Here is a 22,721-nt window from a genome sequence, read left to right as displayed (position 1 = left end):
AGACCACCACAATGAACGCCAGAGCCGCCCCTTCCCTGTTCACCCGCCGCAAACTGGCCGCAGGCGCCGCTCTGGCTGTTCTGTTCAGTGCAACAGCGCTGTCCGCAGCGGCGCCCGCCGTCGCACAGAGCGCCTACTTCTTCCCTCAGGCGGCGGCGGGGGATTTCGACCCCGCCATTCCGACGCCCGAAGCCTTCCTCGGCTATCCGATCGGAACCCACTACACCCGCCACGACCGCATCGTGGACTATCTGCGCGAGCTGGCCCGCCTGTCGGATCGGGTCACGGTCGAGGAGATCGGCCGCAGCTATGAACAGCGCCCCCTGCTGTCCGTGGTCATCACCTCGGGCGCCAATCAGGGCCGGATCGACCAGATCCAGCGCGCCCATATCGCGGCGGGCGATCCCGGCGGCCCGGCCGCCACGGCCGACGCCCCGGTCGTGGTCGGCCTGTTCTACAGCGTCCACGGCAATGAGACGTCCAGCGGCGAGGCGGCCCTGCTGACCGCCTACTACCTGGCCGCCGGGCGCTCGCCCGAGGTGCTGGACTGGCTGGACAAGGCCGTGGTCGTCATCGACCCGGCCCAGAACCCCGACGGCCGCGACCGCGCCGCCAACTGGCACAACGCCTGGAAGAACCAGCCCGCCGTCGCCGACCCGCAGGACAAGGAACACGTCGAGGCCTGGCCCGCCGGACGCACCAACCACTATTTCACCGACCTGAACCGCGACTGGCTGGCGGTGACTCAGAAAGAGACCCGCGCCAAGCTGGAGGCCTTCCACCGCTGGCGGCCCCACATCCAGATCGACTTCCACGAAATGGGCGCGGGCAGCACCTATTATTTCGAGCCCTCGCCCGCCAGCATGGAAAGCCCCCTGCTGCCGCGCGCCAGCTACGAATGGAACGTGACGCTGGCCAAGTATCACGCCCAGGCGCTCGATAGCCTCGGCTCGCTCTATTACACGCGCGAGGTTTTCGACAACTTCTCGCCGGTCTACGGCTCGACCTATCCAGACTTCCATGGCGGGGTCGGGGTGACGGTCGAACAGGCCAGTTCGCGCGGGCTGGTGCAGGACACGGCCAACGGCCCGCTGACCTTCCCCTTCACCATCCGCAACCAGACCAATGTCGGCCTAGCCACCATCCGAGGCGCGGTGGCCGAGCGCGCCGGATTGCAGGCCTTCCAGCGCGACTTCTTCCGCTCGGCCGTCGAGCAAGGGCGTCGCCATTCCAGCCAGGCCTTCGTCTTCGGCGATGCGGCCGATCCCGGCCTGACGCGCCAGACCCTGGACCTGCTGCTGGCCCACCACATCCAGGTCCACCCGCTGACCGAGCGGGTGACGCAGAACGGCCGCGCCTATGAACCGGGCAGCGCCTATGTCGTACCCTCGGCCCAGCCGCAGTTCCGTCTAGTGCACTCCATCTTCGACCGGACGCCCCCGACCAGGGGCAGCGTCTACGGCAGCACCTCCTATTCGGTCGCCCTGGCCTATGGGCTGAAGAGCGACGGCCTGCGCCGCCTCCCCGCCCACGGGTCCGCCGTGACCGAAGCGCCCGTCGCAACCGGCGGCGTCAGCGGGCCTCAGGACGCCTATGCCTATGTCGTCGACTGGCGCGATCTGAACGCCCCGCGCGTTCTGGCAGCCCTGCTGCGTCAGGACGTGCGCGTTCGCGCAGCGTTCGAGCCGCTGACCGCAAGGACGGCGCAGGGCGACAGCGCCTTCGGGCGCGGCTCCCTCGTCGTCACCACGGCGGGACAAACGCTGGACGCCGCCGCCCTGCGCGCCGCCGTGGACAAGGGCGCGCGCGAGGCGGGCGTGGTCGCCCATGCCGTCTCGACCGGCCAAAGCGTCGCGGGTGTCGATCTGGGCAGCGACAATGTGAAAGTCGTGCGCGCCCCGCGCATCGCCCTGGTCATGGGCGAAGGCGTCAACGCCACCGAGATCGGCGCGACCTGGTTCGCCCTCAGCGAGCGGCTGAACTATCCGGCGACGCGGCTGGACCCGTCGCAACTGGGCCGCGTGTCGCTGGGCGACTATGACAGCATCGTCCTGTCCGGCGGGCGCTACGACAACCTGAGCCAGCCGACGGTCGACGCCCTAAAGGCCTGGGTGCGGGCGGGCGGCTCTCTGGTGGTGTTCGGCAGCGCCGTACGCTGGGCCGCCGCCAACGGCCTGGCTCCGCAGGCCGCTTCCGAAGATGAGAAGAAGACCGAGGTCGAGCGCCGCGACTACGCCGACCGCAGCGCGATCCAGGGCGAGCAGCGCACGGCGGGCAACGCCCTGTCGGCCGACGTCGACATCAGCCACCCGCTGGCCTTCGGCCTGTCGCGCCGCGACCTGTTCGTGAACAAGGAGACGGACGTGGTTCTGGCGCCCGTGTCCGATCCCTTCGCCAATGTGGTGCGGATCGAGGCCAGCCCGCAGGTCAACGGCTACCTGCCCGAAGCCCTGCGCGCCAGGGCGGCGGGCTCGGTCTGGGCTCAGGTGAACCCGATCGGGGCGGGCAACGTCGTCCTGTTCGCCGACGACCCGGCCCACCGCAAATACTGGCTGGGGACGGAGCGTCTGCTGATCAACGCCCTGTTCCTGTCGAACCATCTGGGCGGTTCCGGACGGCGCTAAACGCACCGATTCAGAGCGGTAGCGCCTGGGAGGCGCTGCCGCCCGCTACGCTGAAAAACCGACGTCCGGTCAGGGCGCCGGAAAGCATTGTCGTCGGAATCTGGACCTGCTACTTGTGAAGCGTCCAGCTGTTCCAGGGAAAAGGAGGGCACGATGATCGACAAGACCACGCCCGCCTGCGGGTTCCCGATGGTCTTCGGCCGCCACGGCCGCTGACGTCCCTTTCGGCTCAGTGCTGAGCCGTTCCCCTGATCATTGCTGACACAAGGACCGCGCGGATCTGCGCGGTTGCTCTTTTCATGACCGACTATGATGACGCCGACGCGCGCCTGCGCGCGTCCGTGCTGCGCAAGGTGCTCGCCTTCACCTTCCGCCTGTGGCGCCGAACCCCATGGCTGGCCGTCGCCTGCGCCGGAACGATGCTGCTAGCGACCCTCACGGAAGTCTTCGCCCCGCTCTACGCCGGGCGCATCATCGACGCGGCGGGCCGCGGCGACGTCGGCGCCGCCTGGGCGGCCTTCGCCGTCATCACCGCCCTGGGCGCCGCGATGGTCGTGCTGCGCCACCTCGGCTGGTGGGCGATCACGCCCCTGACGCTGAAGATGATGCAGGACGTGACGCAGGAAGGCTTCGCCCGCGTCCAGCGACTGTCGACCGACTGGCACGCCAACGCCTTCTCGGGCTCGACCGTCCGACGGATCACGCGGGGCATGTGGGCGCTCGACACGCTGAACGACGTGCTGCTGCTGTCGCTTCTGCCGTCGCTGACGGTGCTGGCGGGGACGGTCATTCTGCTGGCGCTGCACTGGCCGGTCCTGGGCCTCGTGATGGGCGTCGGCGCGATCGCCTATATCGCCCTGACCGTCGGTCTGGCGACGCAGGTGCTGGCGCCGACCGCGCGGCTGTCGAACCAGTGGGACACCCGGATCGGCGGCGTACTGGCCGACGCCATCGGCGCCAACGCCGTGGTCAAGGCCTTCGGCGGCGAGGCGCGCGAAGAGGCCTTGCTGGCGAAGACCGTCGCCAAGTGGCGCAAGCGGACGCACCGCACCTGGATGGCCTTCACCTGGGCCGGCTCGGGACAGATCGCGCTTCTGTGGCTGATCCGGCTGGCGGTCACGGGCGTGGCGCTGTGGCTGTGGATGCGCGGCCAGGCCAGCGCCGGCGACATGGCCTATGTCATCACCAGCTATCTGGTCCTGAACGGCTATCTGCGCGACATCGGCATGCACATTCACCAGCTTCAGCGTTCGGTGAATGAGATGGAGGAGCTGGTTCAGCTTCATCAGGAGCCGTTGGGCGTGCCCGACCAGGCCGATGCGCAGCCGATCCAGGTCAGGCACGGCGCTATCCGTTTCGACGACGTCACCTTCCGGTACGGCGGCCAAGAAAAGCCGTTGTTCCGAAACCTCGACGTCGCCGTTCCTGCGGGACAGCGCGTCGGCCTGGTGGGACGCTCAGGCTCAGGCAAGACCAGCTTCGTCAAGCTGGTCCAGCGGCTCTATGACGTCGATGCAGGCCGCGTGACGATCGACGGACAGGACGTGGCCCACGCGACCCAGGCGTCCCTGCGTCGCCAGGTCGCGATCGTGCCTCAGGAGCCGATCCTCTTCCATCGGTCGATCGCCGACAACATCGGCTACGGCCGCCCCGGCGCCACGCCCGAAGAGATCGAACGGGCCGCGCGCCTCGCCAATGCGCACGACTTCATCGCCCGCCTGCCGAAAGGGTATCAGACCCTGGTGGGCGAACGAGGGGTCAAGCTGTCCGGCGGCGAACGCCAGCGCGTGGCCATCGCGCGGGCCTTCCTGGCGAATGCGCCGATCCTGATCCTCGATGAAGCGACGTCCAGCCTCGATTCCGAGAGCGAGGCGGCGATCCAGGAGGCGATGGAACGGCTGCTGATCGGCCGCACCGCCATCGTCATCGCCCACCGGCTGTCGACCGTCCGGGCGCTGGACCGCATCCTGGTCTTCTCGGGCGGCGAGATCGTCGAAGACGGAACCCATGACGACCTGCTCCAGGCCGGCGACGGCCACTATCGCCGCCTGTTCGAACGGCAGTCAGGGAAGACCCCCGAGATCATGGAGTAGCGCATGACGGCAAGGCGCACCGCTACGACAGGCTCAGCCGGAACACGGTCGCCGGAGTCCGCTCAAGGGTCAGGGCGCCGCCGTGGGCGTGGGCGATCTGGCGGGCCAGGCTGAGGCCGATGCCCGAGCCGTTCGGCTTGGTGGTCACGAAGGGACGGAAGATGCGTTCGGCGTCGGCCGGCGATACGCCGGGGCCGTCGTCGGCGACCTCGATCACCAGCGTCTCGTCGGCCCGCTTGACCGATAGCCGAACCGCGCCGGAAGGCGCGCGGTCGACCTGCGTCGCCTCGGCGGCGTTCTGAAGCAGCGCCCACACAGCCTGGTGCATCTGATCCCGGTCCAAGGCCCAGGACAGGTCTTCCTGCACATCCACATGCAGGGTCGCTGCCGGCCAGCGGCTGGCGAACAGGCGCGCCAGATCGTCCGCCATCTCGCGCACGGACACAGGCCGCCGGATCGGCTCCGGCAGGCGAGCCAGCGTGCGATAGGCCTCGGCGAACCGCTGCAGCCCGTCGGCGCGGCGCGCCAGGACGCCCAGGATTTCGCGCAACAAATCCGGGTCGTCGTGCGCCCCGTTCAGAACGTCGAGGGCGCTTTCCGAGAGTGAGGCGATCGGCGCCAGGCCGTTGAGCAGTTCATGGCCCAGCACCTCGACCAGTTCGGCCGTCACGCGGGCCTCGGCGACACGCTCTTCCTGCTCCACGTCGATCAGGGCCGCCAAGGACGAGTCGCCCTCGGACGCCAGTTCGACGCGATCCAGCCGCCAGCGTCGACCGGACTGGCGGAAATGGGCGACCTCGCGATCGAACAGGGCCGCCGGCGGCGGCAGGATGCGGTCTTCGGCGCTGAAAAGGTCGCGCGCTGCGCGGTTCAAGGCCCTGGCCGTCGCCCCCTCGACGCCGACCAGGGGCGTCGGCGCGGCGTCCAGCAACACCCGCAGCGCCATCGCCTCCCCCTCGTCGGGCGACGCCGCCGCGACAGATGCAGGCGGACGCCTGTCCCACATCCGCGCGTTCAGCACGCCGAGCCAGACCGCCGCAAGCGCCGCGCCGGTCAGCGCGCCCCACATGCTGGACCGCCAGGCCAGAACAGCCGCTACGCCGCTGGCCGTCAGGCCGAGCGCACAGGCGAGCGCTGACGCCGCCCGCCTAGAGACCATGACGGGCCATGCGCCGATAGAGCGCCCCCCGGCTCAACCCCAGGGCCGCCGCAGTCTGAGAGACATTGTGCCGATGTTCACGCAACGCCGCGGCGATGATCGCCTTCTCGGCGTCGCCGAGATCAAAAGCGTTGTCGGCAGGCGTATCCAGCGCATCCGACACCGGCGACAGCGGAGCAACGACGGCCGCCGCCTCGATCTTTCCGTCCTCCGACAACAGCACCGCGCGCTCGACCGCCAGGGCCAGACCGCGCGCCTCGTCGGGCCACACGGCCGCGCGGATCGCCGCCTCCGCGCCAGGGGTCAGTTGCGCAGCCGGGCGGCCGAACCGCTCGGACGCTTCACGCGCGAAGTGGCGGGCCAAGATGACGGCGTCGTCCTCGCGCTCCGCCAGGGAGGGCGTCGCCGCCTCGACCGTCGCCAGCCGCCGCCGCAAGGCCGCAGACAAGCCGGCCGTTCCTGAAAGCAGGCTGAAGCAGCGCAGCGTCGGGGGCAGTTGATCCAGCAGCCGCGACTGCGCCACGTCGTCCAGCGCCTCCGCATGACGCAGGATGACCGCCCCCTCTTCCAGATCGAAGCGCCAGGCGGCCGGATCGCGCAGGTCGATCTTGCGCAGCGGCTGATCGGCCAAAGGCGAAGCCGCGTGGATCGCCCTGGCCGTCAAGGTGCGGCCCGCTCCCGACGGTCCGACCACCGCGACGCTGGCCGACGTCGGGCCGATGCGACGGATCAGATCGCGCAATCGCTGGACGGCGGCGCTGTCGCCCAGCAATCGCGCCGGAGCGGCCTCGCCCGCGACGGGCGGCGCCGACGGCGTTTCAATGGGCGCACGGCGGGCGATCGCGGCCTCGACCTTGGCGATCAGGTCGCGATTGCGCCAGGGCTTCATGACGAGGTCGCGCGCCCCCGCCTGCATGGCCGCCACCGCGATGCCGACGCCGCTGTGGGCGGTGATGACCACGACACAGGCCGTCGGATCATCCGCCATGATCCGCCGCAGACAGGTCAGGCCTTCTTCGCCGCTCGTTTCGCCGGGGCCGAAATTCATGTCCAGCAGCACGGCGTCGTATCGCGCGGAGGCCAGACGCGACAGCGCCTCCTGCGGCCCTGGCGCGAACTCCAGACGATGGCCCGCCACCTGGAAGGCGATCTCCATCGCTCGAGCCACCACCGTATTGTCGTCCACCAGCAGAACCGAAGCGCCTCTTGACGTCCCCTGCGACTGTCCATCGCCGGACACTGTGGCCGGACGCGGACGCACGCCGCCCTCCTGATCTTTAAAAATAACTTTGATCATAGGGACTTAGGTTTCTCCGCGGCGCCGGGCGAGACTGAAACCATAATGTCCGAACACGCAAAGCACGCAACCTCATCGACCGGCCCCGCGGGCGGCGCCGCCATGGACCGCCGCCTGGAGCGACAGCGCCCGCCGTGGTGGCGACGGCGCGCGGTCCTGGCCGTCGTCGCACTGGCCGTCGTCGGCGGCGCGGCCTGGCGTCTGCTGCCCTCGAGCGGCTCGACCAATATCGCCGCCGCCGATGTCGAGACGGGCGTGGTCCAGCGCGCCGCCTTCGACGACTACATCCCCGTCCGGGCCGTCGCGGCGCCGCGCGTCAGCACCCTGGTCGGCGCCCTGGCCGGCGGACAGGTCGAACGACTTCTGGTCGAGGACGGGGTGATGGTCGCCGAGGGCCAGCCCCTCGCCGTCCTGTCCAACCCCGAGCTGAAGCTGGAGGTTCTGACCCGCGAGGCCCAGATCGTCGGCCAGCTGGGCGACGCCTCGGCGCAGGATCTGGGCCTGCAGCGCAACCGCCTGGACCGCGAGGCCCAGATCGACCAGGCCAGCTACGACCTTCTGCGGGCGCGCCGCGAACACGACATCCGCCGCCAGCTGTACGAACGGGGCTTCCTGTCCGAGGCCGGCGTCCGCTCCTTCGCCGAAGAGGCCGGCTATCAGGAGAACCGGCTGAAGCAACTTCAGGCCGGACAGGCGACGGAATCCCGCATCACCGCCGCCCAGGCGAACCGTTTGGCGGAGGTGCGCCAACGACTGGCGGGCAATCTGGAAGCGGTGCGCGCGGGGCTCGACGCCCTGGTGATCCGCGCCCCGACAGCCGGGCGGCTGACGAACTTCAACCTTCAGCCCGGCCAAGCTCTGAAGGCCGGCGACCCCGCTGGTCAGGTCGACAGCGAGGGCGCCTGGAAACTGGAAGCCGACGTCGACGAATACTACCTCGGCCGCATCACCACAGGTCAGAAGGCCCGAACGTCAGAGGGAGCGACGCTGACGGTCTCGCGGGTTCTGCCCGCCGTGTCCGAAGGCCGGTTCAAGGTCGAGCTGACCTTTGACGGGCGCACGCCGAACGGGCTGAATCGCGGCCAGACCCTGGACCTGCGCATCACGCTCGGCACCGCACGTTCAGCCCTCGTCGCCCCGGTCGGCGGCTGGCTGGAAGGCGCAGGCGACGCGGCCAACGTCTTCGTGCTGGACAAGGACGGCGGACACGCCCGCCGTCGCCCCATCGAATTGGGCCGTCGCAATCCGACGCAGGTCGAAATCCTCTCCGGCCTGTCGCCCGGCGACCGTATCGTCACCTCCAACACCGCCTCCATCAGGGGCGACAAACTGAACATCCGTGGAAAGGGCCACCTGTGATCCGTCTCGAGAACATCCAGCGCCGCTACATCTCCGACGATGTCGAGACCACCGCGCTTCATGACATCGATCTCGAGGTCGCCCAGGGCGAATTCCTCGCCATCATGGGTCCGTCAGGGTGCGGCAAGTCCACCCTGCTGAACACCCTGGGCGCCGTCGACCGGCCCAGCGGCGGCCGCTATCTGTTCGGCGATCGCGACTTGGCGACCTTAAGTGAATCGGCCCTGGCCCGCTTCCGCGGCGAGACTCTGGGCTTCGTCTTTCAGAGCTTCAACCTGATCGACGAACTGACCATCGCCGAAAACATCGAACTGGGGCTGATCTACCGCAAGGACCGCCAGACCGATCGGCGCGCCCGCGTCGCCGCCGCCATGGACAAGGTCGGCATCGCCCACCGCGCCCAGCACTATCCGCATCAGCTGTCCGGCGGTCAGCAGCAGCGCGCGGCCATCGCCCGCGCCATCGTCGGCGCCCCCAAATTGATCCTGGCGGACGAGCCTACCGGCAACCTCGACACCCAGAACGGCCAACAGGTCATGGACATCCTGAGCGGGCTGAACGCCGAAGGAGCCACCATCGTCATGGTCACCCACTCGCCCAGCCATGCAGACATGGCCAAGCGCCGCATCGACATGCTGGACGGCCGGATTGTCGCCTCCGCCTCGCGCGCCGCCTGAACCCGAGGGACACGTTGATGAACCGTTTCGCGCTTGTGTCGCTCTACCGCAGCCTGATCCGCCATCCGCTGTATACGGCGGTGAACGTCGGCGGGCTGGCGATGGGCATCGCCGTCTTCATCCTGCTCGGCCTCTATGTGCGGTTCGAGACCAGCTTCGAGACCTGGCTGCCCGAGCACCAGACCGTCTATCAGATCCAGAACGAGTGGAACCTGCCCGGCAGCCCGTTCAACGGCGTCATGCCGAACACGCCCAGCGGCCTGCTGGAGATGATTCAGGAGGACTTCCCCGAAGCGAAGGGAACGCGGATCCTGACCTCAGGCAAGATCATCCACAACGGCGTGGCGACATCCGAAAACATCGCCCACGTCGACCCTGACTTCCTCGACATCTTCCGTCTGGAGATGGTGCGCGGCGACGCCCGCACGGCGCTACGCGACCCGGCCAATCTGCTGCTGAGCGAGACGGCGGCCAGACGCTATTTCGGTTCCGCTGACCCGATCGGCCGCACCCTCGCCCTGTCCGACGGCGAAGACGCCCAGCCGCGCAAGGTCGTGGGCGTGTTCCGCGATCTGCCCGCCAACACCGGGCTCGACTTCACCGCCCTGACGCCGATGAAGGGCCCCGCGCCCGACGACATGGCGATGTGGCGCAACCTCGGCGCGCTCACCCTTACGACCTATCTGCGTTTCGACACCCCGGCCCAGGCCCGCGCCTTTTCTCAGAAGCTGCCCGCCTTCGTCGAGCGCCATGGCGGCGACCTAGGAGAAAAGCCGTCCGACACGCTGCGCTATCTGCTGACGCCGATCGCAGACCTGCGCCTCGCCCCCGGCGGCAGGGCTTCGGACAGTCGGCGCCAGACCATCGCCATGCTGGGTCTCGTCGGCCTGCTGGCCCTGGTCATCGCCGTCGTCAACTATGTGAACCTGGCCGTGGCCCGCGCCGGGCTGCGTGCGCGTGAAGTGGCCATGCGCAAGGTGGTCGGCGCCTCGCGCGGGGCGCTGATCCGACAGTTCCTGGGCGAGGCGATGGTGCTGGTCGCCCTGGCCGCCCTGGTCGGGCTGATCCTGGCGGAGCTGGGACTACCGCTGATCAACGCCGCCGCCGACCTGTCCCTGACCCTGCCCTATGGCGTGGTTCTGCCCGTTCTGGCGTTACTGGTCGTCGTCATCGGCGCCGTGGCGGGCTTCTATCCGGCCGTTCTGCTGTCGCGCTATCCGGCCGCCCTGGTGCTGGCCTCGGCCCGTTCGCCCGGGGGCGGACGCGCAGGGGCCCGCGTGCGCGAGGCCCTGGTCGTCCTGCAGTTCACCCTGGCCACCGGGTTCATCATCGCCGCCGGAGTGCTGTTCGCCCAGATGCAGCACGTCCGCAGCGCCGACCTGGGCTTCCAGCGCGAAGGCCTGCTGATCGTGCCCGCCATGACGGATTCCAGCCTGTCGGAAAGTCAGCGCCTGGCGCTTCTGGCCGCGTTTCGCGACATTCCGGGCGTCACCCATGTCACCACGGGCACCCTCGCCGCCGGCGGCTCCTACAGCCACTCCGCCGAGAACATTCAGCTTCCCGGCGTGCCCGGCGACGGCCCGAGCCTGCGCAAGATCGCCGTCGGGCCGGATTTCTTCCAAACCTACGGCATGACGCCAGTCGCCGGCCGCGTGTTCGACCCGAACTATCGAAGCGATGACTCCACCGAGACCGAACGGGTCGGCGGCTTCAACATCGTCATCAACCGCAAGGCGGCCGAAACCCTCGGCTTCGCCTCGCCCCAAGACGCGATCGGCAAGACGGTCGGCGGCGGCCGTCCCCGCACCATCGTCGGCGTGGTCGAAAACGCCCGCTTCTTCTCGCCCCGCGCGACCATCGACCCGGCGGTCTATGTCTACAAGGCGCGCATTCCCGACTGGCCGATGGCGACCCTGCGTTATCAGGGCGATCCCCGTCAGGTGATGGAGCAGACGCGCGCCGTCTGGCGGAAAATGGCGCCCAGCACGCCCTTCGACGGCGCCCACGCCGACCGCCGCCTGATCGAACTTTACGCCGCCGACGACCGCGCCGCGCGCCTGTTCGGCATGGGCGCCGGGCTGGCCATCCTGATCGGCTGCGTCGGCCTGTGGGGCCTCGCCTCCTTCAGCACCCAGCAGCGGGTGAAGGAGATCGGCATCCGCAAGACGCTGGGCGCCTCGTCCTCGGACATCGTCAAGCTGTTGGTGGCCCAGTTCCTGCGACCGGTGCTGATCGCCAACCTGTTCGCCTGGCCGCTGGCCTTCTTCGCCGCGCGCACCTGGCTGGCGGGCTTCGACGACCGCATCGCCCTGTCGCCGGCCTACTTCATCGGCGCCAGCGTCGTGGCCGTGTTCATCGCCGTGCTGACCGTGCTCAGCCAATCGGTTCGAGCCAGCCGCGCGGCCCCGGCATGGGCCCTGCGCCACGACTAGAACGCCCTTCGCCCTCGCCGCGATGCGGCCCGCTCAGCGGCGAGGGCGCTCCGAGACCCAGATAGAGCCATTGCTGGGTACGCCGCTTCATCGGCTCGCCGTGGGGCATCAGGCTGGCGACGTTGAGCGAGGAGACCCCCGCCGCCTCAGCCAGGTCCGGCGATCGCCTCGACCCTCGCCGAGGTCGCCGAGGAGTTGGACCGTGAGGCGGGAGAGATCACCCGTCGCCCTGATCAGTTGGAAGAAGCCCCGGCGCGCAAGTCGCTCTTTGAGCGCATCATGATCCGGGCGCGTTGCAGGCGAACGATCTTGCGAGCATTCTCCTTGGCCGTAAGTGCGTACGGTCAGGATGGAGCGCGGCGCCAGGCCATACATCGATCCCATGGGAGCGTCTTCGACCATGGCGACGCCATATCAGGTTTTTCGACCGCCGCTTACGGCTCCGCGCCGAGCCCGGTCAGTCTGTAAGAAAGCCGGCGAGCGAGGCCATGTCTGAAGCGCAGTGGCCGCCGTAGATCGGGCGCCACTCTGTCTGCACCCCGTGCTTGGCCGCTTGTTCCGCCAGTAGTCTAGATCCCTCATAGTTGCCGTAGGCGTCGTAGAGACCGTTGGACAGATAGAGTGCGGGGAAGTCCGGCCCGGCACGCTCGATCAGCGCCAGCGGCGAGATGCGACGCCACTCGGCTTCGTCGGCGAGGTATTTTCGCGCCAACAGCCAGATTCCAAAGGCCATCTTGGGGTTGGCCCCCGTGCGCTCGATCGCCGCCTTCGTCTGCGGCAGAGGGCCGAACGGCGAAGCGACATACACTCCCGGGCACAGGGCCGCGATTTTGTCGAACGACTGCGGTCGGGACAGCCCCGCCACCAGAACATTGAGACCGCCCATGGACTCGCCCATCAGAAGACGACGGCGTGGCGCGCCGATTTTCGTCTCGATCTCGGGCAGGCGGCTCATCATGTCGTCCAACAAGCCGCTTTCGGGACGCGCTCCCTTGGGCGTCAGCAGCCAGGTCGGCCCATAGGAAAGCGTCACCACCGTAGGGGGCGGCGTCCCGCGATCTCGCCACTGCGCCTGCAGCATGGCCGTGAGGTAGGTGTCATCGTTCCAGATGCGCTCATCCAGACCGCGACCGTGCAGGTGGTAGAGCACATCGCCGTTCGTCCCCTGCCTGGCCCGATAAACGCAATAACGAAGCGCCCCCGAGGCGTCGCAGGTCGCCGCAGCGGGCTCGAAGTGAACCGCCTGATCCCCCCAGGGGCGGGTCAATCGCGACCATCCATTGTGGGCGATCAGGCCGATCACGAGAAACGCGGCAAGGCCCCACAGCCAGGGGCGGCGCAGAACGCGCAGGACAGTTTTGGACATGTGTTCAGCTTTCTTGAAATCAGCGACGCTCGCCCCGGCGACGACCTTCGACGAGCGATTCAAGATAAATCTATCTATGTAGATTTAGAGTCAATGCCGCGAACCCAGCTATGGTCCGATTTCAATTCAACCTATATAGAATTGGTCGATGAGCCGCTCCCGATCCTTGTCGCCTGCCGCCCGGGCCGTCCTGTTTCTGCTCGCCGAAGCAGGCGCCGGCTGGTCCCATGGCTATGACCTTTGCCGCAGAGCCAATGTGAAATCCGGCACCCTCTATCCCCTGCTGATCCGCCTTGAGGAACAGGGACACCTGGAAGCGCAATGGCTGCCGGCGGAGCCCGGACGTCCGCCCAGACATGCCTACAGGCTCACTGCCGAAGGACGCCGCCTGGCGATTGAGAATCCTCCGCGTGCTTCCCCCTCGTCGACGCCGGTTGAACGCCCGGCATGACAGCCGCCGAGTGGATAGTCCGGCGGATTTGTCGCCTGCTTCCCCCACGCCTGACCGACTGGGGCGAGGCGATGGCTCAGGAAGCCGCTTCGATCGAGCGGCCTAGCGCCGCCTTGATCTTCGCTGTCGGCTGCGTGGCCTGGGTCATCCGTCAAGCTCTGGGACAGGCGCTGCAATCAGCGCTGACGCCTTCAAAGGCGACTTCCGACCAACCGTCGCGATCTCGCACGACGGCGCTGGCTTGCGCGATCGCGGCGACGGGGCTGGGCCTCGTGTATCTCGCGGTCGCCGGCGCGCCGATGCGCCACCTGACCTTGAACGCAACGGCCTTGATCGCAGGCTTGATCCTCGTCCTGCCCTTCCGCCGGCGCGACCCCGTCTGGCCCCCGTTCATCGGCGTGATTTCGATAGCGCTAGGCATAGGCCTTCTCCTGACCGCAGCCTTGGGCGATGAAGCCTCAGGAGCAAGACGCTGGATATCCCTGGGCGACGTGGTTCTTCAGCCGAGCCTTATCGGCCTCCCCTTCCTTCTTGTGGCGTTCGCACGAACTCGAAACATCCTCACCGCAACAGGCGTCGTTCTGACGGTCGTCGCCCTCGCCTTGCAGCCCGACGCTGCAATGGTCGGAGCCGCAGTCGCCGCCCTTGGCGCCGCAGCCTTGACGAGACGCGACCGGCCATCCCTGATCGTGCTGACTGTCGCCTCGGCCTGTTTCATCGTAGCGCTCGCTCAGCCAAACGCGGTCCCCGCAGCACAGTTTGTGGACGGCGTGTTCCGCACCGCCTCAGCAGCCGGCGGCGTCGCGAGCCTCGCGGTGTGGATAGGCGCCCTGCTTCTGCTGCTGCCGTCTTTGTCGGGCCTCCGACGAGATCGAGAAGCGGCAGCGGCTCACACCGCCTTCGGCGCGGCCTGGCTGGCGATCATGGCGGCGGCCCTTTTCGGCGACTACCCCACCCCGGTGGTCGCCTACGGCGGAAGCGCCATTGTCGGATACCTGCTATCGACGCTCGCTCTTCCGCGAGAGAGTCACAGACCTCCACTGCAGGCTCCAGGGGACGCCGGTCCCGCGCCCAAGGCAAAGTCTGGCCGTCTCTCCGACGCGGGATATCGTCGCCGTATCGCGGGGCATCCGGCTCGCACGCAAACTCGGCTCTCTTCCTAGACTTGAACTTTCGCCTGCTCATTGCGCCGCCGCGCGCCTCAGGTCTTTCGGTCGGTGCAGACGGCCGTCCTCCACCACGGCCGCTGGAATGTCGGCTTCGACGTGCAGTTCGGCTTCGCGCGCGAGGCTGACGCCCGACGCTTCAGCAAGCCGCCTCTGCCCGACAGAGGCTACCGCAGCTTGACTGATTCCCGAATTCGTGGCGAAGCAAAGCTTCGGCGTCGGCGACATCACATGAATGACCTCGCTCACAGCGCCGTCCATGGGGGGACCGCTTGGTGAAACAAATTACGCTGATCGTCTCAATGGCGATGGCCCTGACGGCCTGCGCATCCGCGCCTACGCCTGCTTCTGCGCCCGTAGTGGAGACAAAGCCTGAGGCCCGCTCCTATCACGTAAGCGACAATGCGTCGGCCGACGTGGACCTTGCGCTGACACGCGCCAGACAGTCGGGAAAGCGAGTCCTGCTGGTGATGGGAGCCAACTGGTGCAGCGACAGTCGCGCTCTTGCCGGCTGGCTGGCGACCGACCGCTTCGCCGAACTGATCGAACGCAAATACGAACTCGTCTTCGTGAACATCGGGATGCCCCGCAGCGGTGATGGACACAATCTGGGCATCGCGCGTCGCTTCGGGGTTTCGGAGTTGCCAGGTCTGCCGAACGTGCTGGTGCTTACGGGTGACGGGGTTCTGGTGAATCCCACCACCGCAACCAGTTGGCGGGACGCCGAAAAGCGGACCGGCGACGCGATCTACAATGAGTTGTCGACCCTGGCCGATCTTCCAATCTGACCTGGCAGGCCTGCCGATCCGTAGAAAATGAGCGGAAGATCCGCTCTTCAGTCATCAGCCCATTTTTCAAACGCCCCATTGCGGACATCGCTTCTGACAAACGACGCTCGCGACTAGAATCTCAGCCTTCGCCGCCTGACGCGGGATTCCAGACAGCAGAAAGCCCCGAGGCGTATGCCATCGGAGCTTTATAAGTTTGGGTGCGGGAATTCGTGTTGGTCAGCACAGCATCGGCGGCGCGATGAGCATCTCAGCCTGAACCGAAACACCTATCCCGCCACCTCCGTGATCAGCAGGAAAGCGTCGCACGACCATATCGGTCCGCATTCTGGAGATCTGCGATCGGAGACAAGACGCCGGGATCAAACGGGTCCAAGCGCATGTGCGCCGCGATCCGACGGGGACGATCCGGATAAGCGAGCGCGCCCCGCCCTAGCGAGATGAAGTCCGCCTCCTTGCGCTCGACCAAGCCGACCGCCTGATCCAGGTCATGTAGCGATCCATTGGCCAATACTGGAACGGAGACGTGCCGCTTCGCCAGAGCCGCGAGGCTCTCACCCGCATCGAAGGCGGGACGCCAAGCCTCGAACTCCGTTGTGTGGAGGTAGTCGATCGGCAAGCGCCCCAACTGCTCGAAGATGGCGACGGCCTCGCCCTCTCCCTCCCACTTGTACAGGAAGTCGTTCACCTTGCCTTGCGAGATGCGCAACCCCACGATGAAGCTTGGACCGACAGCCGCTCGCACGGCCAGCACGACTTCGACGATCAGCCTCAGTCTTCCCTCAAGATCGCCTCCGTAGCGATCGTCGCGGTGATTGACGCCTTGCGACAGGAATTGGTCGAGCAGATAGCCGTTGGCGCCATGGATCTCCACGCCGTCAAAACCCGCCGCCTGCGCAAGACACGCCGCCTGAACGAAGCCGGCCACCGCCTCGCCGATCTCTGCGAACGACATGGCGCTCGGAAGCGGATAATCGCCGGCGCCGCGATAAAAGGCCATTTGCCGCCCCTTGGGGCGCACAGCCGAAGGCCCTCGCGTATCGCCACGATGGGGGTTGCCTTGTGAAAGCGCCCCGGCATGCATGAGCTGGGCGATCATGAACGCACCTTGGCCGCGGACACGCTGGATGATCGGCCGCCAGCCGCCTTCGTGAGTTGAATCAATCAGCCCAGGCTGAAACAGATATCCTTGCGAAAAGGCCTTGTCGGTGTAGAGGCCCTCCGTAATGACCAAGCCAAATCCGCCATCGGCGAAAGACGCATAGTAGTCGGCCATTCTTTGCGTCGGCACGCCCTCCGCAGTGGCGCTCACCCGCGTCATCGGCGCGACAGCGAACCGGTTCCGAAGAGTGAGGCTCCCAAGCTTCATAGATGAGAACAGAGCATCCGTTTCAATCGGATCATCTTTTCGATTTTCCAGTAAAGCGTTCATGATCATCATGCTCTGCGCGGGCGGACGGCCGCGATCGCTTCAATCTCAATCTCGACCTCAGGATCGTAAAGGGCGCTCACCTGCGCGATCGTGTCCGCGGGATAAGGCTCCGAAAAGAACTCCCGCCTCAGTTCCACGACATCCTTGAAGTTATTCATATCAGTGACGAAAATCGTCACCTTGATCACGTCGTCAAGACTGGCCCCTCCTGCCTCCAAGGCACGTCGAAGATTGGCGAACGCTTGCTCGCCCTGAGCGCGAAAGCCGCCCTTTACGATTTTTCCGTCCTCGCCAGCTCCAGCCTGACCTGAAATAAACAGAAAATCCCCAAACCTTATACCCTGAGAAATTAGAAACGGCTCATAGTTATCAGGCTTAGTTACGACACGTTCAAACATGCTGATTGCTCATTATTTATCTTTGATAAGTTGCTATTTTCAGCTTCACCTATCCAACAGAGAGAGATTGACGATTTCGGCGCAGCGCGACAAACGCTGAATAATCAGGCATGAGATGAGGTAAATTCATCCAACGAGCAGCACCTGTGCGACGCCTTCCTCCCCTCTCTTCGCTGCGCGCCTTCGAGGCGGCGGCCCGGCACGGCAGCTTCAAACAGGCGGCCGACGAATTAGCCGTCACCCCGACAGCGATCAGCCACCAGATACGATCATTGGAGGCGCACGCCGGTCAGGCGCTCTTCGAACGCAGCGCTCGTAAGGTCAGTCTCACCGCAGTCGGAGGGCAGCTCTACCCCGTCCTGAGAAAGGGTTTTGACGCCTTTGAGGCCGCCTTCGAAGACGTCTTGCAGACTAGGCCCAGGGCCCAGGTAGCCATCTCGGCGACCAATGCCTTCACCGCCCGATGGCTTGTCCCGCGCGTCGCTCGCTTCAGGAGCCTGCAGCCGGCCATAGACCTGCGGCTTCATGCGTCAGATGAAACGGTCGATCTTGAGGCTCACTCGATCGACATCGCCGTCCGATACGGGGTCGGCCCCTATCCCGGCCTTTGTTCAGAGCCGATGTTTGCGGATGAATACGCTCCGCTGGCCAACCCCGCTCTTGGGATCAAAGGTCTGGAAGATCTGGAACAAGCCCCCTTGATCCACTTCGAATGGAAGAAAAAGCACCCCCTCAATCCAACCTGGCCGCATTGGTTTGAAACGATCGGTTCGCCCCCGCCGTCAAACCTCGGCCATCTCAAGTTCAACGATGAGAGCCATGCCATCCAGGCTGCGGTGGCGGGCCAGGGCGTCGCCCTCCTCAGCCTGCCGCTCGTGGCCGACGAACTCGCCGCGGGCCATCTCATCTCTCCCTTTGGTCCGGTGCTGAAGGGCTTCACCTATCACCTTGTTATGCGCCAGGACCGGTCAACCCATCCCAATGTCCAGGCGGTCGTCGACTGGCTCCGATCAGAAGCCGCGAACATCAAGGCCGCCCGCCTCCCCCTTCCAACAAGCGCCGGTTGAGGTCGTCAAAACAGAAGCCCGCTAGGAACGATGCTCCCAGAATAGGGAATGTAGGGCGGGTAGGTGAGCAAGAACCTCTTGGTTTTCAGATCGCTGATCGACAAGGAGCGCCCGCTCTAAATGTCGTGCCACCCAAGGTGCCACTTTGCGACAAGATCGGGAAAATCCTTGAACGACAACGTTCTAACTGTAGCACAAAAACGTACTGCAGTGCGAACTGCAGCTATTCGATCACCGGCATGCCCTTGAAGATCGCCGGCGACGGCGGCGGGCCGTCGGTCCAGTGCCAAGTCTGGCGGGTGCGCATCAGCTCCTGCGTGATCTGGGCGGGGACGGCCGGGATGTCGACCGGCGTCGGGGCGTAGGTGCCCGACGGAGCCAGGTTCAATCGGAACCGATGCGGGAAGCCGCCGAAGCGCACTTCGATCACCATGTCGCGGACCATGCCGTCAGGAATGACGATCTGTTCGGCCAGGATGGCGCCGCCGTGGGCCGTGCCGGGATCGATGGTCGTCGTCTCCAGCATGGTCCGTCCCAGAGTGGAGATAGTTTGCCGCAGGCGTCGCTGGATGTGGTCGTGCGACGCCTGCAACTGCCCTGAGGCGCTGCGGTAGGCGATGTCGTGGCGGCGCGGATGGTCCTCCATTTCCTGAACGGTGAGGAAATACTCCACCGCCGCGTCGGCCCAGGCCAGGTTCATCTCGCGCTGGGCGGTCGTGCGCGCGCTGTGGCGCAGATAGTCGAAGTCCTGAACGCTGTAGGGCTGCCCATCCAGATAGAGCCGCACGTCCTCCGAGCCGATGTTGATCGGGTAGCCCGAGGTGTTGAAGGCGGCGATCGAGAAGAAGAACTTCTGGGTGTCGTTGTACCTGACCGGCAGCAGCATGATCGCTCCGGACGGCCCATTCGACACCATCAGGGCGTTGCCGCGCGAGAAGCGGACGCCCACGCCGTGATCGGCGGTCGGGATCATCCGTACCTCCGGTAGCGGCGTGGTGGCGCAACCGGCCAGGACAGCCATGGCAGCTACGACCGCAGTCTTCGGAAACATCGACTTCATCCTCACGATTGTCCCCTTCTGTCAGAACTGAACCGGCGTGCCGGCGATGCGGCCGCAGAACTGGTTCCAGGCGCCTTCGAAGTAGGCGGTGTTCAGTTCTTCGCCGCCGTCGATCAAAGCGGAGGCGTCGCCTGCACGATCCACGCCGGCCTCGAAACGCTGAAAACCTGACATGCCGCCATAGGCGTTTCGGCCGTTCACTTCGCCGCAGAACATCGTCGAACCGTTGGAGTGCTCGATGCGGCGTACATTCCGGAACTGGGCTGACGACGGATCGCGCAGCTTGTTCGTGACCGCCTGACGCGCTGCCGTACGAATGCGCGTCGGCGTCCAGTTCACGGGCGGCGTTCGGGCGCGTTGGGCCTCAACGCAGGCCGCATAGGCGCCGCTGGCGATGTTCCTCATCCGCGCCATGACCGCATTGGGGCTACCGGGCGGGTAGCCGCCATTCGTGGAACAGGCGTCGGCTTGCGCAGATGCGGCGCCTCCGAACGAAACGACCGCAATCAGAACCGAAATGGCGAAGACAATCTTCTTCATCAGAACCCTCCAGATTTAATATGTAGGATATATCCCGTGGTTTAACGAGCGGTGAAGCTGTCGCTTGCCGCCATGAACGGACGGGCGCTGGTGGCGTGGAATCTCAAGAAGCTGCGGACCGAACGCGGCGTCTCGCAGGAGCGTCTAGCTGCCGACGCAGGCATAGATCGCGCCTACTTGAGCGAGATTGAGCGCCAGTTAGGCAACGCGTCTGTCGATCTTCTGGATCGACTCGCTGGTGTGTTGGGAGTGTCAGTTTCGGCGTTCTTCGTGCGGCCTGAGCAAGACGAGAACGCCCCGCAGTCTCTGCGGAGCGGCCGTCGCCCCAAGTCCTAAAGAGGGCTCCTGGCTCTGGATCGTCTTAAGAAGGCCCCCCTTCCGTTGGCCATCCCCCGACGTAGCTATTGCAAACTGTCCCTGCGGCCATGAGCAGAGCATTATCAACCGCCGCGACGAAACTGAGGAAGGAGTTGGTCTTTCGACTGTTCGCGTGATCGGCTACGGTCCCTGCTTGGGGGAGAACCAAGTGGCAGAAGCACCGCAAACACAAAAACTCCGGGACTATCGCGTGGATTGCTGGTCCGTCATGACCGGCATGACCGTCGATGACTACCTTGCCTTGGTTGAGGGCGCGTACCGAAAACGTGGGGGCTTGAAGGGCCAACGCGAACCGCTCAAGACAACGACCGGACGCCGTATCCGCGGGAGGATGGTCGAGGATATCAGACGAGGCGCCATTCTACCGCCGGTTGTGATCGGAGTCGTGATCACCGATGATCTGGATTCCATTGAAGCCATGAGCCCCGACGAGGTAATCGCGCGGGTGACGGCAGACTGGATCGACTCCATCTCAATAATCGACGGCATGCAACGGACCACGGCGCTTCTCGATGCCGTAGAGGCTGATCCGAAAGTCGGTGAGCAAACCGTGCGCGTCGAATGCTGGTTAGCCCAGAGCACGGACAGTTTAATCTATCGCATGCTGGTGCTGAACACAGGGCAGGTTCCTTGGAACATTAAGCGCCAATTGCTGGTGATCTATGCGCCCTTGGTCGAGCAAATGAAGGCGAAGATCAATTTTGAACGACTGCTTAGCTTGGAGAAGGCGGAGCGGCGCTACAAAGGCGGCGAGTTCAGCGCTGACAGCCTAGTTGAAGCGTATCTGGCGTTCGGCATCCGGCGGACGGAGATCGACACTCAGGAGACCTTAGCCGACGAATTCTCACGCTTGGACATAGCAGAGGCGATCGCCTCCAAGAAATACGATCATTATTTCTATCCAATTGTCCAAATTCTGGTGGACGTGGACAAGGCGTTCTCGCGGCTGGAGGCCTCCGATACCGAGGGCTCGGACGAGACCGTGAGCTCGAAATTCACTATCGGCCGGAATATTTTTGACAGCCAACCAGCGCGCATCGGCTTCATCGTCGCCTGCGCCTTGACGGTCCTCGGGCGGTTGGGAATGGATCGAACAGATGCCGACAGCCAAGTGGCATTGGAGGCGATCCAAAGCGCTGCCGCTGAACTCGTGCAAAAGCTCGAGCATATGTCGCCAGAAGACCTGACGGCCTTCTTATCGCTTGACGTGCTACGGGAAAAGCTTGGTGGGCAGAAGCGATCGGCCGTGGGACGGCACGAGCGGGCATTCTTTGAGACAGCGTTCAAGGTGCTGATCGAGGAGAACTTCGCCGTCCCCTCAATGGGGGTGTGCTGGAGAGCCTGACGTGTCCCGCAATCGTATCGACATGAGCAACGCCCTCTTCGGTCGCCTCGCAGATTTCGCTGCTCAGCTCGATGATCCTGTCATCAATCCTGAGGCAGGGCGATGGATCAAGAACGAAGATGCGGGCGACTTGAGGCTGATGTCCCACGCCGAATCCGATGTGCGGATCGTGACTCGCCAAATTCGCTTGGTCCGCATCGAGCACGAGGGAGCTCTTTACTTCTGCACCTTTGGTTTGCCGGAAGCCGATGAGATTCCGCCAGACCTTGAAACGGTTGACGCTACGCCTGGAGTGTTCGCCTTGGCTGTGTTGGAGGCTCAGGTGCGGCCGCCAACGAGCGTGACTGCGGCCGCCATCAAGCAGGCTTTGGACGAGCAATTCATCAACAATGGTGGAGGCTACGGGGGGCACGAACTGTCTGACATCGCACCCCTGTTCCCGTCACTATGCGTTTACCGCGCCACGGGCGTGGCAGACTATCACAACTTGACTGATAGGGTCCTCGGATCGATCCTAGTTCGGACCTACTTCGATGGACCAATTTCGCTCGAACCGGAGACGGTAAAAGTCCTAACGCGGGTTTTCGAAGCGGACTCGCCGCTTATTCCTTATCGCAATCTAGTCCAAGGAGTGCTGTCGATCTCCTGGGAAAACCTGTTCCTTGAGGCGTACCGCTGCGTTGAACAGCTCTACGGCATGAAGCGTTTCAGTACGCTGAAGGCGCAGCTCAATATCGCTGCATCACCGCGCGAGTTGGCCAAGATTATTGAAGATCAACTCTCTTGGCGCCCTAAGGAGTCGGAGGCCTTTGTGGGCCTCGCCTCATTGTGCGGCGAGGCATTGGTGTCGACGGTTTGCACCGGACTATCTGTGCAGGCAGACACGCATGACAAACGCTATTCGCGAATGGCGGAGGAGCTGTATGGCCTTAGGAATATGATAGTGCATTACCGCCCAGCGCACGAGGCAGTGCAGAAGAACGATGCAGACTGGAATATCATAATTCGCGGGATGCTCGATATCGTAGCGCACCTATACAACGACCATGCGGTCGAGTTTTTCGGCCCGGCCGCATAGTGGCTGTGCGG

General features: G+C 65.3%; 20 protein-coding genes. 12 read left to right on the top strand and 8 right to left on the bottom strand.

Going from position 1 to position 22,721, the window contains the following annotated elements:
* Nucleotides 1-11: 11 nt before the first annotated feature.
* Both BJP32_RS11780 and BJP32_RS11775 read left to right on the top strand, forming a co-directional pair.
* The gene (locus BJP32_RS11780) at nt 12-2,624 is read left to right on the top strand and encodes a M14 family zinc carboxypeptidase (RefSeq protein WP_076224237.1); all 2,613 of its coding nucleotides are present in this window, start codon (nt 12-14) and stop codon (nt 2,622-2,624) included.
* A 299-nt stretch (nt 2,625-2,923) separates the two neighbouring features.
* On the top strand, nt 2,924-4,717 hold the full coding sequence (locus BJP32_RS11775) for an ABC transporter ATP-binding protein (protein ID WP_076224235.1): 1,794 nt from the start codon (nt 2,924-2,926) through the stop codon (nt 4,715-4,717).
* Between the two features lie 22 nt (nt 4,718-4,739).
* Here BJP32_RS11775 and BJP32_RS11770 read toward each other — a convergent pair whose 3' ends face one another.
* Both BJP32_RS11770 and BJP32_RS11765 read right to left on the bottom strand, forming a co-directional pair.
* Entirely contained in the window at nt 4,740-5,786 is a 1,047-nt protein-coding gene (locus BJP32_RS11770) for a PAS domain-containing sensor histidine kinase (protein ID WP_198935289.1), read from the bottom strand.
* Nucleotides 5,787-5,865: 79 nt separating this feature from the next.
* Nucleotides 5,866-7,137 (bottom strand): sigma-54 dependent transcriptional regulator, encoded by a 1,272-nt coding sequence (locus BJP32_RS11765; protein ID WP_198935288.1) that lies wholly within the window; start codon nt 7,135-7,137, stop codon nt 5,866-5,868.
* A gap of 81 nt (nt 7,138-7,218) precedes the next feature.
* Between BJP32_RS11765 and BJP32_RS11760 the strand changes: the two genes are divergently transcribed.
* Genes BJP32_RS11760 through BJP32_RS11750 form a run of 3 tightly spaced genes read left to right on the top strand, consistent with a single transcriptional unit; the run spans nt 7,219 to nt 11,641 of the window.
* On the top strand, nt 7,219-8,532 hold the full coding sequence (locus BJP32_RS11760; protein ID WP_233126821.1) for an efflux RND transporter periplasmic adaptor subunit: 1,314 nt from the start codon (nt 7,219-7,221) through the stop codon (nt 8,530-8,532).
* On the top strand, nt 8,529-9,209 hold the full coding sequence (locus tag BJP32_RS11755) for an ABC transporter ATP-binding protein (RefSeq protein WP_076224230.1): 681 nt from the start codon (nt 8,529-8,531) through the stop codon (nt 9,207-9,209). The genes BJP32_RS11760 and BJP32_RS11755 overlap by 4 nt, the downstream gene beginning before the upstream one ends.
* A 17-nt stretch (nt 9,210-9,226) precedes the next feature.
* Nucleotides 9,227-11,641: an ABC transporter permease gene (locus BJP32_RS11750; RefSeq protein WP_076224228.1), complete on the top strand. Its 2,415-nt coding sequence runs from the start codon at nt 9,227-9,229 to the stop codon at nt 11,639-11,641.
* Between the two features lie 457 nt (nt 11,642-12,098).
* Here BJP32_RS11750 and BJP32_RS11745 read toward each other — a convergent pair whose 3' ends face one another.
* Nucleotides 12,099-13,007, bottom strand: a complete 909-nt coding sequence (locus BJP32_RS11745; RefSeq protein ID WP_076224226.1) for an alpha/beta hydrolase-fold protein — start codon at nt 13,005-13,007, stop codon at nt 12,099-12,101.
* Between the two features lie 148 nt (nt 13,008-13,155).
* On the opposite strand from BJP32_RS11745, the gene BJP32_RS11740 reads away from it, so the two are divergent.
* Together BJP32_RS11740 and BJP32_RS11735 are read left to right on the top strand one after the other, a co-directional pair.
* Entirely contained in the window at nt 13,156-13,458 is a 303-nt protein-coding gene (locus tag BJP32_RS11740; RefSeq protein ID WP_076224225.1) for a PadR family transcriptional regulator, read from the top strand.
* Nucleotides 13,455-14,621: a hypothetical protein gene (locus BJP32_RS11735; RefSeq protein ID WP_076224223.1), complete on the top strand. Its 1,167-nt coding sequence runs from the start codon at nt 13,455-13,457 to the stop codon at nt 14,619-14,621. Before BJP32_RS11740 ends, BJP32_RS11735 begins: the two co-directional genes overlap by 4 nt.
* 18 nt (nt 14,622-14,639) lie before the next feature.
* Here the strand turns inward: BJP32_RS11735 and BJP32_RS11730 are convergent, their stop codons facing one another.
* The gene (locus tag BJP32_RS11730) at nt 14,640-14,885 is read right to left on the bottom strand and encodes a hypothetical protein (protein ID WP_076224221.1); all 246 of its coding nucleotides are present in this window, start codon (nt 14,883-14,885) and stop codon (nt 14,640-14,642) included.
* Between the two features lie 14 nt (nt 14,886-14,899).
* Here BJP32_RS11730 and BJP32_RS11725 point away from each other — a divergent pair, with 14 nt between their 5' ends.
* Nucleotides 14,900-15,412: a thioredoxin family protein gene (locus tag BJP32_RS11725; RefSeq protein ID WP_233126823.1), complete on the top strand. Its 513-nt coding sequence runs from the start codon at nt 14,900-14,902 to the stop codon at nt 15,410-15,412.
* A 289-nt stretch (nt 15,413-15,701) separates the two neighbouring features.
* Here BJP32_RS11725 and BJP32_RS11720 read toward each other — a convergent pair whose 3' ends face one another.
* Both BJP32_RS11720 and BJP32_RS11715 read right to left on the bottom strand, forming a co-directional pair.
* A complete protein-coding gene (locus BJP32_RS11720) occupies nt 15,702-16,853 on the bottom strand; it encodes an NADH:flavin oxidoreductase (protein ID WP_198935287.1) in 1,152 nt (383 codons plus the stop codon).
* Complete coding sequence (locus BJP32_RS11715) at nt 16,850-17,242, bottom strand: RidA family protein (RefSeq protein WP_076224218.1); 393 nt, start codon at nt 17,240-17,242, stop codon at nt 16,850-16,852. Before BJP32_RS11715 ends, BJP32_RS11720 begins: the two co-directional genes overlap by 4 nt.
* 146 nt (nt 17,243-17,388) lie before the next feature.
* Here BJP32_RS11715 and BJP32_RS11710 point away from each other — a divergent pair, with 146 nt between their 5' ends.
* Nucleotides 17,389-18,309 (top strand): LysR substrate-binding domain-containing protein, encoded by a 921-nt coding sequence (locus tag BJP32_RS11710; protein ID WP_076224216.1) that lies wholly within the window; start codon nt 17,389-17,391, stop codon nt 18,307-18,309.
* 223 nt (nt 18,310-18,532) lie between these two features.
* Here the strand turns inward: BJP32_RS11710 and BJP32_RS11705 are convergent, their stop codons facing one another.
* Nucleotides 18,533-19,360: a hypothetical protein gene (locus BJP32_RS11705; RefSeq protein ID WP_143255462.1), complete on the bottom strand. Its 828-nt coding sequence runs from the start codon at nt 19,358-19,360 to the stop codon at nt 18,533-18,535.
* A 30-nt stretch (nt 19,361-19,390) separates the two neighbouring features.
* The gene (locus BJP32_RS11700) at nt 19,391-19,909 is read right to left on the bottom strand and encodes a hypothetical protein (protein ID WP_076224212.1); all 519 of its coding nucleotides are present in this window, start codon (nt 19,907-19,909) and stop codon (nt 19,391-19,393) included.
* 51 nt (nt 19,910-19,960) lie between these two features.
* Here BJP32_RS11700 and BJP32_RS11695 point away from each other — a divergent pair, with 51 nt between their 5' ends.
* From BJP32_RS11695 to BJP32_RS11685, 3 genes are all read left to right on the top strand, one after another.
* On the top strand, nt 19,961-20,245 hold the full coding sequence (locus tag BJP32_RS11695; protein WP_232624015.1) for a helix-turn-helix domain-containing protein: 285 nt from the start codon (nt 19,961-19,963) through the stop codon (nt 20,243-20,245).
* A gap of 190 nt (nt 20,246-20,435) precedes the next feature.
* On the top strand, nt 20,436-21,632 hold the full coding sequence (locus tag BJP32_RS11690) for a hypothetical protein (protein ID WP_128720227.1): 1,197 nt from the start codon (nt 20,436-20,438) through the stop codon (nt 21,630-21,632).
* A 1-nt stretch (nt 21,633) separates the two neighbouring features.
* The gene (locus BJP32_RS11685; protein WP_076224207.1) at nt 21,634-22,710 is read left to right on the top strand and encodes a hypothetical protein; all 1,077 of its coding nucleotides are present in this window, start codon (nt 21,634-21,636) and stop codon (nt 22,708-22,710) included.
* Nucleotides 22,711-22,721 lie beyond the last annotated feature (11 nt).

The organism is Brevundimonas sp. ZS04, assembly GCF_001956865.1.
Taxonomy (GTDB): Bacteria; Pseudomonadota; Alphaproteobacteria; order Caulobacterales; family Caulobacteraceae; genus Brevundimonas; species Brevundimonas diminuta.
Note: the sequence above shows the minus strand (reverse complement) of the source record. Positions and strands in the feature narration are given on the sequence as shown.

Bases quoted from the DNA above. Each gene is read 5' to 3' on its own strand.
- BJP32_RS11780 (WP_076224237.1), top strand. From the start codon at position 12: ATGAACGCCAGAGCCGCCCCTTCCCTGTTCACCCGCCGCAAACTGGCC.
- BJP32_RS11775 (WP_076224235.1), top strand. From the start codon at position 2,924: ATGACCGACTATGATGACGCCGACGCGCGCCTGCGCGCGTCCGTGCTG.
- BJP32_RS11770 (WP_198935289.1), bottom strand. From the start codon at position 5,786: ATGTGGGGCGCGCTGACCGGCGCGGCGCTTGCGGCGGTCTGGCTCGGC.
- BJP32_RS11760 (WP_233126821.1), top strand. From the start codon at position 7,219: ATGTCCGAACACGCAAAGCACGCAACCTCATCGACCGGCCCCGCGGGC.
- BJP32_RS11750 (WP_076224228.1), top strand. From the start codon at position 9,227: ATGAACCGTTTCGCGCTTGTGTCGCTCTACCGCAGCCTGATCCGCCAT.
- BJP32_RS11745 (WP_076224226.1), bottom strand. From the start codon at position 13,007: ATGTCCAAAACTGTCCTGCGCGTTCTGCGCCGCCCCTGGCTGTGGGGC.
- BJP32_RS11740 (WP_076224225.1), top strand. From the start codon at position 13,156: ATGAGCCGCTCCCGATCCTTGTCGCCTGCCGCCCGGGCCGTCCTGTTT.
- BJP32_RS11735 (WP_076224223.1), top strand. From the start codon at position 13,455: ATGACAGCCGCCGAGTGGATAGTCCGGCGGATTTGTCGCCTGCTTCCC.
- BJP32_RS11730 (WP_076224221.1), bottom strand. From the start codon at position 14,885: ATGGACGGCGCTGTGAGCGAGGTCATTCATGTGATGTCGCCGACGCCG.
- BJP32_RS11720 (WP_198935287.1), bottom strand. From the start codon at position 16,853: ATGATGATCATGAACGCTTTACTGGAAAATCGAAAAGATGATCCGATT.
- BJP32_RS11715 (WP_076224218.1), bottom strand. From the start codon at position 17,242: ATGTTTGAACGTGTCGTAACTAAGCCTGATAACTATGAGCCGTTTCTA.
- BJP32_RS11705 (WP_143255462.1), bottom strand. From the start codon at position 19,360: ATGTTTCCGAAGACTGCGGTCGTAGCTGCCATGGCTGTCCTGGCCGGT.
- BJP32_RS11700 (WP_076224212.1), bottom strand. From the start codon at position 19,909: ATGAAGAAGATTGTCTTCGCCATTTCGGTTCTGATTGCGGTCGTTTCG.